The 15,808-nt window shown below is 51.0% G+C and carries 11 protein-coding genes; 3 read left to right on the top strand and 8 right to left on the bottom strand.

Features of this window, described 5'->3' with window-relative positions; translation table 11 throughout:
• Window positions 1-27 precede the first annotated feature (27 nt).
• The gene (locus tag VNQ80_RS13215; RefSeq protein ID WP_325639343.1) at window positions 28-360 is read left to right on the top strand and encodes a hypothetical protein; all 333 of its coding nucleotides are present in this window, start codon (window positions 28-30) and stop codon (window positions 358-360) included.
• Window positions 361-563: 203 nt separating this feature from the next.
• On the opposite strand, the gene rodA is transcribed toward VNQ80_RS13215, so the two are convergent.
• From rodA to VNQ80_RS13240, 5 genes are all read right to left on the bottom strand, one after another.
• Window positions 564-1,835: a rod shape-determining protein RodA gene (gene rodA / locus VNQ80_RS13220; protein ID WP_325639346.1), complete on the bottom strand. Its 1,272-nt coding sequence runs from the start codon at window positions 1,833-1,835 to the stop codon at window positions 564-566.
• A complete protein-coding gene (gene mrdA / locus VNQ80_RS13225) occupies window positions 1,828-3,777 on the bottom strand; it encodes a penicillin-binding protein 2 (protein WP_325639348.1) in 1,950 nt (649 codons plus the stop codon). Before mrdA ends, rodA begins: the two co-directional genes overlap by 8 nt.
• Before the next feature lie 32 nt (window positions 3,778-3,809).
• A complete protein-coding gene (locus VNQ80_RS13230; protein ID WP_325639350.1) occupies window positions 3,810-4,325 on the bottom strand; it encodes a rod shape-determining protein MreD in 516 nt (171 codons plus the stop codon).
• The gene (gene mreC, locus VNQ80_RS13235; RefSeq protein WP_325639352.1) at window positions 4,318-5,151 is read right to left on the bottom strand and encodes a rod shape-determining protein MreC; all 834 of its coding nucleotides are present in this window, start codon (window positions 5,149-5,151) and stop codon (window positions 4,318-4,320) included. Before mreC ends, VNQ80_RS13230 begins: the two co-directional genes overlap by 8 nt.
• A gap of 115 nt (window positions 5,152-5,266) precedes the next feature.
• The gene (locus tag VNQ80_RS13240) at window positions 5,267-6,289 is read right to left on the bottom strand and encodes a rod shape-determining protein (RefSeq protein WP_262247102.1); all 1,023 of its coding nucleotides are present in this window, start codon (window positions 6,287-6,289) and stop codon (window positions 5,267-5,269) included.
• A 120-nt stretch (window positions 6,290-6,409) separates the two neighbouring features.
• Here VNQ80_RS13240 and VNQ80_RS13245 point away from each other — a divergent pair, with 120 nt between their 5' ends.
• Together VNQ80_RS13245 and VNQ80_RS13250 are read left to right on the top strand one after the other, a co-directional pair.
• Window positions 6,410-8,398 (top strand): transglutaminase domain-containing protein, encoded by a 1,989-nt coding sequence (locus VNQ80_RS13245; RefSeq protein WP_325639587.1) that lies wholly within the window; start codon window positions 6,410-6,412, stop codon window positions 8,396-8,398.
• Window positions 8,395-10,299 (top strand): DUF3857 domain-containing transglutaminase family protein, encoded by a 1,905-nt coding sequence (locus VNQ80_RS13250; RefSeq protein WP_325639356.1) that lies wholly within the window; start codon window positions 8,395-8,397, stop codon window positions 10,297-10,299. The genes VNQ80_RS13245 and VNQ80_RS13250 overlap by 4 nt, the downstream gene beginning before the upstream one ends.
• Window positions 10,300-10,301: 2 nt before the next feature.
• On the opposite strand, the gene VNQ80_RS13255 is transcribed toward VNQ80_RS13250, so the two are convergent.
• From VNQ80_RS13255 to VNQ80_RS13265, 3 genes are all read right to left on the bottom strand, one after another.
• Window positions 10,302-11,960, bottom strand: coding sequence for a M1 family metallopeptidase (locus tag VNQ80_RS13255; RefSeq protein WP_325639358.1), 1,659 nt, complete (start codon window positions 11,958-11,960; stop codon window positions 10,302-10,304).
• Between the two features lie 81 nt (window positions 11,961-12,041).
• Window positions 12,042-14,234 (bottom strand): S9 family peptidase, encoded by a 2,193-nt coding sequence (locus VNQ80_RS13260; RefSeq protein ID WP_325639360.1) that lies wholly within the window; start codon window positions 14,232-14,234, stop codon window positions 12,042-12,044.
• Between the two features lie 24 nt (window positions 14,235-14,258).
• Window positions 14,259-15,659 carry an aminopeptidase P family protein gene (locus VNQ80_RS13265; RefSeq protein WP_325639362.1) on the bottom strand — a complete coding sequence of 467 codons (1,401 nt, stop codon included), beginning with the start codon at window positions 15,657-15,659 and terminating at the stop codon, window positions 14,259-14,261.
• Window positions 15,660-15,808: the final 149 nt, after the last annotated feature.

Consider the following 15,808-nt stretch of genomic DNA (forward strand, 5'->3'; position numbering starts at 1 on the left):
ATTGTTGTATCCAGTAAAAGAAATGCTATGGAAATGCCCAAACCCATGACGCCGTTATCCCGTGTAATCGAGCGGCTGGAAGAAAAAGGTTACGGTAGGGAACTCCTCATCACCGCGGATGGCGCCCGTTTTGAAGATGGTGGACGATTATACCCTCCCAGTCAACTTACCATTGTAAAGGTTTACCGATTTGAGGGCGAATCGGACCCGGCTGATATGTCTGTGGTCTACGCGATTCACTCCCACGATGGTCAGCACGGCTTTTTGGTGAACGCTTACGGTACATATTCTAATCAGGATAACCCTTATTATGACGACTTTATTCGTAGTGTACCCGTAGACGAGCAGGAAGATTTGTAGCGTACTGAAAATAAAAATAAAAAAATTACAAAAAAATTAGGAGTTTGTTAAAAATCTCCTAAATTTGTGGTCATTCATGTGTGCAGCCATTTGCGTAGCGCCCTGCACCCCATGCAGGGCCGCGCATTTGGTATTTCTTCTTTTCACTTTTCCGTACGTTGCTTTTTTATTGTTCCGATGTCAATGCATCATCTTTCCTTTTTTTAAGCGATTCCCTTTTTATTCGCATCGAATTTCAACATGATGAAGAGCAGGATGGTGAAACTCCATAAGGAGGAGCCGCCATAGCTAATAAACGGTAAAGGGATGCCGATGATGGGGACGATACCGATGGTCATGCCGATATTGATGGCAAAGTGGAAAAACAGGATGCTCGCCACGCCGTAGGCGTAGATACGGGCAAAGGGGGTGCGTTGGCGCTCGGCAATATTCACGATGCGTAGCAGCAGTGTAAGATAGATACCGATGACAACCATCGACCCCACGAACCCCCACTCTTCACCAACGGTGCAGAAGATGAAGTCCGTGCTTTGCTCGGGCACGAAATTGTACTTGGTTTGCGTGCCTTGCAAGTAGCCCTTCCCCCAGAACTGACCGGAACCGATAGCAATCATGGACTGGTTGAGGTTATAGCCCTCGCCACGGGGATCGTCGATTTTGCCCAATAACACATCGATACGGTTGCGCTGGTGCGATTGCAATATGTTTTCATAGACAAACTCTACACAAAGCACATAGGCAGTAGCAATGACAAAGAGGGCAACCAAACTGGTAATGATTTTCCGTTTCTTCCGAAAATAGTAAATGGCGAGTCCAACGACCAAGGCAACACCTGCAATAACTGCCCATTGATTGAATGCAAGGGTGAGTACGAATAGCATAATGGCAAGCGCACCGAAAAGCATCCATGGCCCAGAAATATATCCCTCCCTGTAGAATACAAAGACCAGCGCAAAAAAGGCGAGTGCCGACCCCGTATCCGGCTGGAGTAAAACCAACACAACAGGTAAAGCGATGATGGCCGCACCGGCAACCAGCGTTTTAAGGTTGGGGCTTTTTGTGCTGTGGGCACTCAGAAACCGGGCTAGCAACAAACAAGTGGCTAGCTTGGCAAATTCGGAGGGCTGTAGCCTGAAACTGCCGATGGGGATCCACGCCTGGTTGCCGCCTACATTGCGCCCCACAATGAGCACCGTAATCAGTAACAGAATGGTAATGGCGTATAAGATGGGAGAGAAGGAGCTGTAAAACTTGGCATCTACAATGAGGATGACAACCGCAAGCAGCATCGCTGAAAAGATATAGATGGACTGTTTGCCGTAATTCGTTTCCATACTGAACAATCCAGGATGCTCGGGGTCAAAGACGGCCGCATGGATGTTAAACCACCCGATGATGCAGAGCAGGAGCCATAGCAATACGGTGAACCAATCGACTTCGCCACCAAAGAACCTATTTCGATGTGGATTATTCATACCTGCGGGCTAATAGGCTATGGTGAACGAATATGGTATCCGCGTCGGGGTCTTTCCGGGGCGCGGCAGGTCGCTTGGGAGCTACGCTGACAGATTCGGTTGGTTTTGCAGACTCCACCTTGGGCAGCAGGTCGGCATTGTAGATCCGATCCTGGATGTGTTTGGGTAGCGTGATGGTATCTTTCAGGTACTGCTCCACCAGCATGCTGGCGATTGGTCCCGCCCATACACCGCCATACCCCGCGTTTTCGACGACCACCGCAATGGCGATTTTGGGGTTGTCGCGCGGGGCGAACGCAAAGAACACGGCGTGGTCCGCTCCATGCGGGTTTTGTGCAGTACCTGTTTTCCCACACATCTCGATATCGGCAATCCGTACAGAATATCCTGTTCCGCCCTGCACGTTGACGGCCCTGCTCAACCCTTCCACCACGGGCTCATAATATTTCGCATCCACCCCTGCGGATATCTTTTCGGTATACTCGGGCTTGACGATTTTCTTTTCGCCGATGGCTTTGATGAGGTGTGGCCGGTAATAAAAGCCGCGGTTGGCTACGATGGCCATGATGTTGGCCATCTGCAGGGGAGTGATGCCCATTTCGCCCTGACCAATGGAAAGCGATATGTTATAACCCGATCCCCACCGGGCGTTGCCGTACCGTTTGGTGTAATAGTCGGCCGTAGGCAACAGGCCGTTCTGCTCGCCCGGTAAGTCAATTCCTAGCGGTTGCCCGATGCCGAATTTCATGGTCGCATCGCGCCACAGGGTATACGCCTCGGTAGAAGGCAAGTTGCGCTGGTCGATCATGCGGGCATAGGTATAGCCAAAGTATGTGTTGCATGAACGTTGGATGGCTGTAACCAACGGGATGGAGCCATCCACGTGCGTACAGCGCATGATGGCCCGGCCGCCCCCATAACGGTATCCGCCCGGGCAGTTGAAAACGGTACTGGCTTCGATAATGCCGGCTTGTTGTGCAGTGAGGGCGCTGACCACCTTGAACACCGAGCCGGGGGGGTATTGGGCCTGGATGGGGCGGATAAACATCGGTTTGTAGGGGTCGTACAGCAATTTCATGTAGTTGTTGCCCCGTTCCCGGCCAACCATCATGTTGGGGTCGTAACTTGGGCTGCTCACGAACGTCAGGATTTCGCCGGTGGAGGGCTCGATGGCCACCACACTGCCGATCTTGTTGTGCATCAATTTCTCGGCGAGGATTTGCAAGTCTTTATCCAACGACGACACCAAGCCATCGCCGGCTACGGCGAGCGTGTCGTATTTGCCATCGGAAAACGAACCTTGGGGCCGGTTAAAGGCGTCGACCATGACATTTTTCACACCGCGCTGCCCCCTGAGGAGTTCTTCGTATGCCCGCTCAACCCCACTTGCCCCGATGTAATCCCCAGGCCGGTAAAAGCCGCTTGAGCGCTCGATATCGCGATCATTGACTTCCTGTATGTAACCCAGGAACTGGGCTGCAATGCTATCGGGATAATTGCGTACCGTCCGATTCTGCACATAAAATCCGCGGAATTTATACAGGTGCTCCTGCAATTTGGCATAGGCGGTAGCGGGTATCTGTTTCTCAAACTGGGATGCTTTGTATGGGGAGTAGTCGCGGGCGGTTTTCATCCGTCTTTCGAAACCTGCCCGGTCTATGCCTACCAGCTCGCACAATAATGCGGTATCGAGGTCGTTGACCTCGCGTGGGGTTACCAAGAGGTCGTAAACGGGTTCATTTTGGACAAGGACCTGCCCATTGCGATCGAGGATAACGCCGCGAGCCGGGTAAATGACCATTTTACGTAATACATTGTTGTTTGCCGATAAGAGGTAGCTATCGTCTATCAATTGCAGGTAGAACAGCCGCGACGCGATAATGATGGCCACGGCGATGAATATACCCTGTATAATGTATTTTCGCTCAAAAAATGCGTTCATTTATGTGGATATGCCTTGGCGGCTGCTATGTTTTAACGCTGTTTTTTCCGGTAAAAAAGCAGACTGAACAATAAAATGATAACGACGGTAAATATACAACTTAATAAGATACGGGTGAAGGTGTATTGGAATTGATGGAAGGTGAACGTTTCCAACATGAACAATACCGAATGGTGGAATAGGGTGAGCACAAACACGTAGAGGAAGTACCACCTGAAAGGTACCGTTCCGACGAGGGGTGTCATGTAGTTTTCGTGCTGGTCGCTTTGTAGCGTTACCCGTATAAAGAGAATGCGCCCCCACGCCAAGGCCGTGCACGCGGCAGCGTTGACGCCAAGGGTGTCGTAAAACCCATCGACGATAATGCCGGTAAGGAAAGCAAGGCAATAAAGGATAAAGTTGGGTATGCCCACGGGCAGCAGTAAAACAAAGAGCACATAGGGGAAGGGAGTGGCCAGGTTATAATATCCCATGTTTTTGAATAGGAATACCTGCAATGCCACGAGCACGAAAAAACGGGCGATATTGTATGAAAATATCTTAGCCATCGTTTTCGCTTTGGGATTCTAAGGTTTCTTTTTCGTCGGCCAGCATATCCACCACAACATATACCTGCCGCAGGTTGTGGAACTGCGTGCTGAACTTGATGTGGATATCGAGGAAACTGTCCCCTCCGGAAGCTCCTGTCTGCGCTACCTGGCCCACCAATATCCCCGGGGGAAACAGTGAAAATCCAGATGTAAACACCTGCTCGCCTTCCCGTACCTTCACATGGTTTGGGATGTCTTTTAAAAGGCCCAGCTGGGCGTTGTAATTGTCGCCCCACATCAATGATCCGAATGCGCCACTGTCTTCCAGTGCCGCACTTACGCGTGTTTCACTGTGGAGCAGGGATTGCACGGTAGAAAAATGTGCCGAAACATTCAGCACGATACCTACAATGCCATTGGACGTAATCACCCCCATGCCCTTTTCAATGCCGTGCTTGCGGCCTTTATCCAACGTGATGTAGTTGTTTTTTTGATGGATACTATTGTTGGTCACCTTGGCTACCACGTAGCGGTATTGTATATTCCCGGCACTATCCGTAACCGCACCGCTCACCACACTGTCCGGTGCGGTAAGGAGCTGCAGTTGTTCCCGTAAACTCGCATTTTCTTCAGCCAGTTGCACGTTGAGTTCCCGAAGGTGGAGGTAGCTTTGCCAAGCGTTGATGCGCGCATAAGCCGACCCGATGAACTCGTTGGATGAATTGATGGCGGACGCACGTTGGAACGAGTTGTTTTGGATGACGAGGTATACCGCAAATGTAAAGAACAGCACAAAAAAGAAGAAGGCATTGTATTTAGTAAGAATGAGCCAAAGGTTCTTCATACCTGTTGTGCTTTACATGTTATGCAAGATGCTTATATGCCTAAATCCGTTATGCCCGTGGCTTCGTGCTTAAAGCGTATTGCTTCCGGCGTGAAGCCTATCGCATAAAAGCGAATTACTGCATCAAAAACTTAAACGTACCAATGTTTTTCAACGCGATGCCGGTTCCGCGCACGACGGCCCGCAGGGGGTCTTCGGCGACATGGACGGGAAGCTTGGTTTTGGCTTGGATCCGTTTATCCAGTCCACGCAGCAGTGCGCCACCCCCCGTGAGGTAAATGCCCGTTTGGTATATGTCTGCGGAAAGCTCCGGGGGAGTGATTTCCAATGCCTTCAGGATTGCCTCTTCGATTTTGGAGATGGATTTGTCCAGGCAATGGGCTATTTCGGTGTAAGATACGGTAATCTGCTTGGGTACGCCTGTCATTAGGTCGCGGCCTTGTACGGCAAAGTCGGCTGGTGGTTCCTGCAGCTCCGGAAGGGCAGAACCCACCTCGATTTTTATTTTTTCCGCTGTCCGGTCACCGATCATGATGTTGTGCTGCCTGCGGATGTACTGGACGATATCGGAATCGAAATTGTCTCCGGCTACCCGTATCGACTGGTCGCACACGATACCGGATAAGGCGATGACTGCAATTTCCGTAGTGCCGCCACCGATATCGATCACCATGTTTCCCATAGGCTCCTCGACGTCAATGCCGATACCCACGGCGGCTGCCATGGGCTCGTGTACCAAGTATACTTCTTTGGCGCCCGCGATTTCCGCCGAGTCGCGTACCGCCCGTTTTTCCACTTCGGTAATGCCCGAAGGGATACAGATGACCATCCGCAGCGACGGGAAGAACCAACCCTTGCCGTTGTTGACCATCTTTATCATGCCGCGGATCATGTGTTCGGCCGCATTGAAATCGGCAATCACACCATCTTTCAAAGGCCTTACTGTCCGGATGTTGTCGTGCGTCTTCCCCTCCATTTGCATGGCTTGGCGGCCTATCGCAATCACTTTGTTGGTGGTACGATCAAACGCCACAATCGATGGCTCGTCCACCACCACTTTGTCATTATGGATAATGAGGGTGTTTGCCGTACCCAAATCAATAGCAACTTCTTGTGTAAACCAGTTAAATAAGCCCATCCGGCAAATATGATAAGATTTTTAAATAATGTGCAAACCTACCAAAAAAACTGATAACTTTAGCCACAATATCCGATTTATATCCGAATTGTGTTAATCCGATAATATATTGCCTCAGTGATGATAAAAACCTGTTTAGCCGTTGCTTTTTCGGTGTTTTTGAGCGGCTATACATATAGCCAAGATTTTGCGTTTGGCTCGCCCACAGCGGCCGACCGAAAACTGGCCAAAAACGACTTGGATAGTTTCTCGAACGCTGCCGTGCTAAACGAGTACGGTAAAGCCTATATGGTTTTTGATGATACAAGGGGGTATACGCTATTGGTTGTGGACTACCATGTGCGCATCAAGGTGTTCAATAGTGATGGTTATCGGCATGCAACGGTTGTTATACCTGCCCACCGGGATGAGAGTGGGGAGCGGGCGGATGTCATCTCCGAAGTAAAAGCAGTAACCATCAACGAGGAAAATGGCCGGTTGGTAACCGTGCCACTAGACAAAAGCCAACTGTTTACTGAAGAGATCAACAAGTACCTCACCCACACCAAATTTACCTTCCCCAACCTGCAAGACGGCAGCATTATCGAATACAGCTATCAATTGCGGTCACCACGTATTTTTAATTTCCATACGTGGCAACTGCAGGATGATATACCGAAAGTCAACAGTTTGTTTGAAGCCATTATCCCGGGCTTATATACGTATAACGTCACGTTACGGGGACCCTACGCGCTCGATAAAAAGGATGCGAAGCTAAATCGGGGTGCCTTTCGCATTGCCGGCCGAAATATCGATTGCTCGCACATGACCTACGGAATGGAGGATATTCCAGCATTTGTATCGGAAGATTATATGACGGCCCCAAGTAATTTTAAGTCAGCTATTTATTTCGAACTATCGGATATGTATCGACTCAACGGCGCTAATATCAAGATCACCAAAGAATGGAAAGATGTAGACCGGGAGTTGCTGACCCATGCCGACTTTGGTCGCCAGATGAAACGCGACAACGCATTTAAGACCATCCTTCCTACGATCCTTGCGGATACCATGGACGACCTGGGTAAGGCCAAGGCGATCTATGGCTATATTCAGCGGCACATCAAGTGGAACCGATACTTGGGAAAATATACGGAAACGGGGGTGAACAATGCGTTGGGGCGGGGTTCGGGCAATATTGGTGATATCAACCTTGCCTTAGTGGCAGGGTTACGTGCCGCGGGGCTGGATGGCGAAGCAGTTATTCTCTCCACGCGAGACAACGGCATGGTGAACGATGTGCATCCCGTGCTTAGCGATTTCAACTATGTGGTCGCTAAAGTCAATATCGGCGATACATACTACCTGTTGGATGCGTCTGATCCGTTACTGCCATTTGGGTTGCTGCCGTTGCACTGCATCAATGGGAAAGCGCGTGTCGTCAACTTGAAGGAGCCTTCGTACTGGATTGTTCCGGAATCGTCCCAGAAGTCTACCACCCAATATATACTGGGGGCCAAATTGGGTGATGATGGCGTATTGCGGGGCGAGCTGACCACCAGAAGTTATGGCTATGCCGCATGGCGCAAACGGAAGGAACTGGCCAATTACAACACTTCAGAAGAATATATAGAGCAACGCGATGAAAAGCTTACCGGTTTCCAGATCGTGGCGGGCGAAATTATCGGCGATACTGATTTGGAACGACCATTCGTTGAACGGTACGATATCACGGTGAAATTATACGATACTTTGGGCGGAAAAGAGCTGTTTTTAAATCCATTTTTCATCAATCGGATAACCAATAATCCATTCAACCTGGACGAGCGCACGTATCCCGTAGACATGGGGACCACCAGTGAGCAACGGGTGTTGGTAACCATTGAATTGCCGGAAGCATACGAGATGGTCTCCAAGCCCGATGATTATAATATGGTATTGGAAAACGGGGGCGGGCGTTACCTTACGAAAACTGCGTTGTCGGGTCATATACTGACTTTTTCGCAACTGTTGGCATTGAACCACGCTACTTATCCGCCGGAAAGTTACTTCGCATTGAAGGAATTCTTTAGCCGGATTATCCAGCAGGAAAAAATTGATGTGGTACTGCGTAGGAAAGGAGTGCAATGAAAGCTGGATTGCTGATCGTATTGATGGGGCTGGGTGGCTTGCTACGTGTAGCGGCCCAGTCGGAATACGCAGTAGCACATATTCCCGCTGCGTTAAAAAGCCGTGCCGACGCCGTGGTGCGCCATGAAGAGATTGTGGTCGACATGCATTCGCCGACCAAAGTGCGCTATCGCGTAAACCGGGCCATCACCGTTTTTAATCCCGCTGGCGACGAACGGGCAAGGCTGGTGGTCTATTACGACAAAGCTACGTCGATTAAACAGATTTCGGGTGCCGTGTATGATGAAGGGGGTAGCCAATTGCGTAAGTTTACGAAGCGGGATTGCAGGGATGAGAGCGCGGTGAGCAATTTTTCGTTATATGAAGATAGTCGGGTGAAACATTTCCTTCCGGCAATGGCGGGTTACCCATATACTGTTGCGTACAGTTACGAAGTGGAGCGTAAACAAAACCTGATTATTCCTGCGTGGCGGCCCGAGGCGCATTGGGATGTCGCCGTGCAGCATAGCCAGTATACATTTATCTGTGCGGAAGGGGATAAAGTGCGGATAAGTGCTATCAATTATACCGGAGACCCCGTGCGCCACGTGGATGAGGGCCGAAGTGCCTTAACATGGACCGTAGGCAACCTTCCGGCCAGACGGTACGAGCCTTACAGCCCCGATCCGGAAATCTATAAGACGACGGTGAGAATTGCCCCCGTAGTATTCAATTACTATAAACATAAGGGACAGTATACCAATTGGGAGGAGTTGGGTAAATGGATGTTTGGGGCCCTGCTTTCGGAGGGGATGGAACTTCCCCTACAAACGGTTGCGGAGGTGAAAGCGCTGGTTAGCGGATTGGCCAGCGACAAGGAAAAAGCTGCTGCACTTTACGGGTACATGCAACGTAAAACCCGGTACGTGAGTGTGCAGATCGGTATCGGCGGTTTCAAGCCAGTAGCGGCGTCGGCAGTAGACCGGCTTGGTTATGGCGATTGCAAGGGGCTGGTGAACTATATGCGGGCGCTGCTGGCGGTGGTAGATATCCCTTCCTATTACTGTGTGGTAGAGGCGGGCAATGCGAAACGCGACATCAGCGCTGCCTTTGCCAGTATGGATCAAGGAAACCACGTGATCCTATGTGTGCCATTTGAGCAAGATACGGTTTGGCTGGAATGCACGAGCCAGCGGCTGCCGTTCGGCTTCTTGGGGTCGTTCACGGACGACCGCACGGTATGGGCTTGCACGCCCGAAGGTGGAAAACTGCTTAACACACCGGGGTATACAGCGGCGGTGGCCAACCAGGAACGCCATGCCGAGCTACAGCTCGCTGATGACGGCACCGTGGCCGGCCATATGCAAACCGTGTTTTCTGGTGGGCAGTACGATAACCATCTTGAAATTGCCGAAAGCAGCGGTGCGAAGCAGATAAAGATGCTGAAGGCTGCTTATGATATTGACCATATTGGGTTTGGAAATATTGATTACCAGAAGCCGGCCGGCGAAGTGCCGGCGCTGGTGGAAACCCTCGATGTAACGTTGCCGCGCTATGCGCCTGAAAACGGTGGACAGACCTTTCTGATACCTAACCTTTTCAACCGGCAGTCGAGCATAGCCACGGTAAAGGACAGACAGCTTCCGGTATACATCAATCGGGGATATACTGATGAAGACCACCTTACCTTTATGCTGGCACCGGGTTATGTAATGGTAGGCGGACCCTGGAATGCCGAGCTAGAAAGCCCGTTCGGTCATTATGAGGCAGTCTTGGAGCAGGTAGGCCGTACACTTTCCTATCGGCGGCAGCTGGTGCTGCATGGCGGCACATACCCGGCGGACCAGTATGATGAATTTTGTGCGTTCATCAACCGGGTAAGCATGTTGGACCGCTATAAGGTGGTGCTTACCAGCGAATAATTTCATTCGTTCACCAGTACGCCGATGTAGAAATTGAAGGTATCCACTTCGAGGTTGGCACGTGTAAGCCCGGAAATATTGACAGGAGTGAACTGCCGTTTGGGATGGATGAATTGATAGGTGCCGCCTTTGGTGCGGATGCGGACCGGCATATCAAAATCCCGCACGTCGGCAATCCAACGGCAGAATACTTTGCCATCTTTTGCAAAATAAAACTCAAGTGTGGGGATATTGGCGTGGCGTACGTACTGTGCATACAATTGCGAGAGGTCTTTGCCCGACTGTTCGCTGATGTAGTTTACAACGTCTTCATAGTCTACCGTGCTGTGATAGAACCTGGTGTTGAGGCCCCGGAGTATTTGCCGCCATTTTTCATCGTCGTCAATGATGGTGCGCGCCATGTTGTGCAACACGCCGCCCTTGTTGTACATATCGCCGGAACCCTCGTTGTTCACATGGTAGCTGCCGATAATGGGAGCAAGGTTTTGGATGCCGCGGCGGTTACCATGCACATATTCCTGGCCTGCGCGTTTGCCGAAGTGGTAATCGATGTACAGTGACTCGGAATAGTTGGTGAAACTTTCATGTATCCACATATCGGCTAGGTCATTTGAGGTGATGTTGTTGCCGAACCACTCGTGACCCGCTTCGTGTACGATGATGAAATCCCACTTATTACCCCATCCGGTACCTGAGCCATCGTTGCCCAGGTAGCCGTTTTGGTATTTGTTGCCATAAGCAATGGCACTCTGGTGTTCCATGCCGAGGTGGGAGGTTTCCACCAGTTTAAATCCGTCTGCATAGAACGGGTAGGGGCCAAACCAGTATTCGAACGCACGCAGCATTGGTTTGACGTTGGCGTCGAAATGGGACTTGGCCTTGGCTTCGTTTTCGCGGAGCACCCAATAGTCGAGGTCGAGCACCCCCTTCTCGCCACCGAACGTATCGGCAAAATGCACATAGTCGCCGATATTGGCAGCCACGTTATAATTGTTGATCGGGTTGCTCACGAACCAATTGAAACGCGTGTAACCATCGCCGAGATCTTCACTTCCGCGGAACCGGCCATTGGATACGTTAGTAAGGCCGTTCGGCACGCTGATGCTGATGAGCATGCTATCCACTTCGTCCGACTGATGGTCTTTGTTGGGCCACCACACACTGGCCCCTAAGCCCTGGCAGGCCGTAGCGATCCAATGCTTCCCGTTACTATCTTTCTTGAAATCAAATCCGCCATCCCAGGGCGCCCGTTTGGCTTGCAGCGGATGACCCGAGTAAAACACAGTGAATGAATCCAATTGCCCCTTGGTCATGGCCTGCGGAAAATCGATGAATACGGCGTTATACTCCCGTTTGAAGGGCAGTTGCTGGCCTCGGTAAATTACGCTGTCGAGGCGGAGGTTATCGAACAAATCGAACTGCAGGCGGTCAAAATTGATTGTGGCGGTAAACACAAACAGGTTGGAACCCGAGATGTATCGCTTATCGGGGTCTACACGCACATCGAGGTGGTAGTAATTGATGTCGTAGCAAGTACGCAACGGCGTAAGCTGGCCGCGCAGGGAGTCCGCCCGGCTGAAGAGTTCACGGGCTTTCAGCAATTGGGCGTGGCTTTCAGAAAACATGGCGACCGAAAGGATAAGGATAAATAGGCGCTTCATTTTTAATTCCATTTAAAAATTATTCGATTTGAAGATTTTGGCGAAGGCATCGTCACATCAATAAATCGTCACACTGTCACATCAACGCCCACCAGGCGGGCAATGCTGTTTAAGGAAGTTGGTGTATAGTGTGGCAAGATGTTCTTGGGTGCCCTCGCCTTCGCTGATGCTATGGCTCCGGTTGGGGTAGGCCATGAGCGAAAACTGTTTGTTGTGCTTTATCAATTCGTTGATCAGTAGCTCAGCGTTCTGGTAGTGTACATTGTCATCTGCGGTGCCGTGAATGTATAGCAGGTTACCACGAAGGTGCTGTGCATGCGTTATCGGCGACCCGTCGATAAAAGGAGTGGGGTCTTCTTGCGGTAAGCCCATGTAACGTTCTTGATAGATGTTGTCGTACATCAGTTGGTTGCCCACAGCGGCGATGGCAATGCCGGTTTGATAAATATCGGGGTATTTGAAGAGGAGGTTCAGCGTGGATGATCCACCGCCGCTCCACCCCCATACCGCTACTCGATCGGGGTCGACAAACGGCCATTTCAGGATTTCCTTGGCGCCCATGGCTTGGTCGTGGATGTTGCTGATGCCGATGTTTTTATAGATGGCTTTCCGCCACGCGCGTCCTTTGGGAGCTGGTGTACCGCGATTGTCGAGTGAAATATACAGGTAACCATCATCTGCCATGCTTCCCTTATACAGCCGATTGCCACCCACGCCGTATTGGTCGATAACCGTTTGTGCGGCGGGCTCGCCGTACACGTAGAATACTATGGGGTATTTCTTAGTGGGGTCGAAGTTGGTTGGCTTGATCATCCAGCCGTCCATTTGAATGCCGTTTTCCGTGGTGATGCTGAAGAATTCGGGTTTTGGCGCGTCGGCTGGCAATTTGCTATAAGCGCCGTCAACAAGTGTGTGGTGATTTGGAAGGCTCACCACGTGTCCGGTGTGGTTCCCCGTGTGGCTGCTGTATCGGTGCAAGGCAATTTTGCCATTGGGTGAGATTGTGTAATTATGTGTTCCGGCTTCATTTTCCGGTGTTAGCCGTTTTGCTCTGCCACCGCTTAGTTTTACGCGGTAAAGGTATCTCTGGGTCGCATTACCGGGCGATGCGGAGAAATAGATATAGCCGCCAGCCTCATCAATGCGGTCGATGCCCATCACGTCGTAGTCGCCACGGGTAATTGGTTTTTCATTACCCTCGCGGTCTATACGGTAAATGTGTCTCCAGCCGTCTTTTTCGCTTACCCAGATAAACTCCTTTCCGTTGTTTATCCATTCCCAGCCTGCAGGGTCATCGTGGTTCCACCGGGCTTTGCTGTCTACCCATGCGTCGTCCGTCTCCGTGTAAATCAATCTGCACGTGCCGTCTGTCGCACTAGCCAAATAGATGTTGCTTTCCTGTTGTTTACGGTCGAGCTGCTGAAAAATCAGTTCCGCGCTGTTGGCAGCCCATTCCATCCGAGGCAGGTAGTGTTGCGAGGGGTCGCCGGGGATATCCATTTTTACGGTATGTCCGTTGTCTACCGTCACCACCGAGAGATAAGCGGGACTGGGTGCTTCGCCTACCTTCGGGTATTCCACCGGAATGGTATAGGAGTAGGTAGAATCGGTGTTATTGATCATCAGGAAATTACGGATGGTACGTGCATCGATAGTCCAATACGCAATCCGTTTCCCATCAGGCGACCAGCGGAATCCGTCGCGGCAACCGAACTCTTCCTCATAGGCCCAGTCGAATGTGCCGTGGATGATGCGGTTGGCGCCATCGGTGGTGAGCGGCGTGATGGTGCCCGATGCGAGTTCCTCTACATAGAGGTTATGGCCGCTCACATATGCCACCTGATTTCCGTCGGGCGATAGTTTGGCGTACATCAATGATGACTCGGGCAGGCTCTTACCCAGCGGGGAGAGCGATTTATCTGCCGTATTGAACACCCAGTAGTCACCTCGTGTATCGTAGCGCCACACCCGTTTGGTGTTGGTATTGATTAGGATTTTATCGTATCCGGCTGCTAACGAAAACCGCCGAACAGGTAATGGCTCGCTACTTCCTGTGGGCGTCAGGTCGGCTTGGGTAGCCAGTACAGTTCGTTGCGCCGGGTCGGCTACCGGTTCCTTAACGAGCTCGCCTGCTACGACTTTAATGATTGCGCTGCCATCGGACGACCATTGCACTTGCTGCCCAAATTGTGCTTGGGCATTTAAGCCGATAAATAGCAGGATAATAAGTATGCCGCATCGGCACAGCTGATTACGAAATTCAAATCTATTCATATTATCACATCTTCAAATCATCAATCACCACGCTTCTGCCCTTATTCCTTCGATTTCGGTCACCGTTTTAACCAATGGTTTCCCCAGTATCCGGCGACCATCTCGGGTAATCAGTATATCGTCTTCCACGCGAATGCCACCGAAATTCCGAAATGCTTCAACCTTTTCATAATCGATAAATTGTACGAGTTCGTTTTCGGCCTTCCAGCGATCGATCAGTTCGGGGATGAAGTACAAGCCCGGCTCGACCGTAAGCACATAACCGGCTTCCAATTCCTTGCCCAATCGAAGTGATTTAAGCCCGAATGTGTTGGTATCTTTGCGTAGGTTATCGGTATAACCTACGTACTGTTCACCAAGGTCTTCCATGTCGTGCACATCGAGTCCCATCATGTGGCCTGTGCCGCACTGGAAAAATAAGGTATGTGCACCGGCGGCTACGGCTTCATCGGTATCGCCGCGCATTAAGCCGATTGCTTTCAATCCTTCCGTAAGCATGCGGCAAGCGTGAAGGTGGATGTCGAGGTAGGCGACACCGGGTTTGAGCGCTGCCGTAGCAGATTCCAGTGCGTTTAGTACCACCTGATACGCTTCTTTCTGTAAAGTGGTAAATGTCTTTCCGGCAGGAAACGTGCGCGTCAAGTCGCCCGCATACCCCATAGCCGTTTCTGCTCCGGAATCGTTGAGTACCAAATCGCCTTCTTGCAATACGTTGCCGTGGTAATGGTTGTGCAATACCTCGCCGCGTACGGAGAGGATGGTAGGGTAGGCGAGGGTGCCACCGCCCTGTTGCGCCACGTGCTGTACCGCCGCAGCTAGCTGCTGCTCGGTCATACCCGGTTTTGCCAAACGCATCGCCGTGAGGTGCATATTCACGCTGGTATTTACGGCCCGTTCGATTTCGGCGACCTCTTCTTCCGATTTGACAGCGCGTTGTGCTACCACCGCTTTAATGAGCGCTACTGACGCCGATTCGGAAAGTTGTTCGATGGCGATACCGGTGAGGTGCGAAAGCCTGATTGAATTGGCATGCCTGTAGGGTGGAAGGAAGTGCACGGGGCGACCGTCTTGCATCGCTTGCAAGAGAACCGCCGCTAACGCATTTGTTGGGCGCGTATGAGTGACACCGGCCTTGCTCGCTTTTTCCTTTAAGGTTTCGAGGCGGCCCATCCAGATGATATCGTCAATGGTCATTTCGTCGCCGAAAATGGTCGTGTGGTCTTCATCGATATCGATAACAGCCGCAAGGCCCGGCGTGGCGATGCCGAAATAATAGAGGAAGGTACTGTCTTGCCGGAATGGGTAGGTGTTGTCCTTGAAATTGATGGGCGCTTCGCCATTGCCCATCAGTAAGATGATTCCCGACGACACATTTTTTTGCAGTGCTTCCCTGCGCGATTGATAGGTTCGTGTGCTAAACATCATGGGCATAAAGGTACTAAAAAGCTGGTTGCCGCCTAACCGTTTTTTTCTTAAGCGTTTACGGAAATCAGCTATCGCGGTACTGGCTGTTCGTACCTGACCAGCCCTCCGCAATCAGCAAAACTAAAAACTGAAGAAAAATTTGCGTAGTC

It is taken from the genome of Parapedobacter sp., assembly GCF_035556095.1.
Taxonomy (GTDB): Bacteria; Bacteroidota; Bacteroidia; order Sphingobacteriales; family Sphingobacteriaceae; genus Parapedobacter.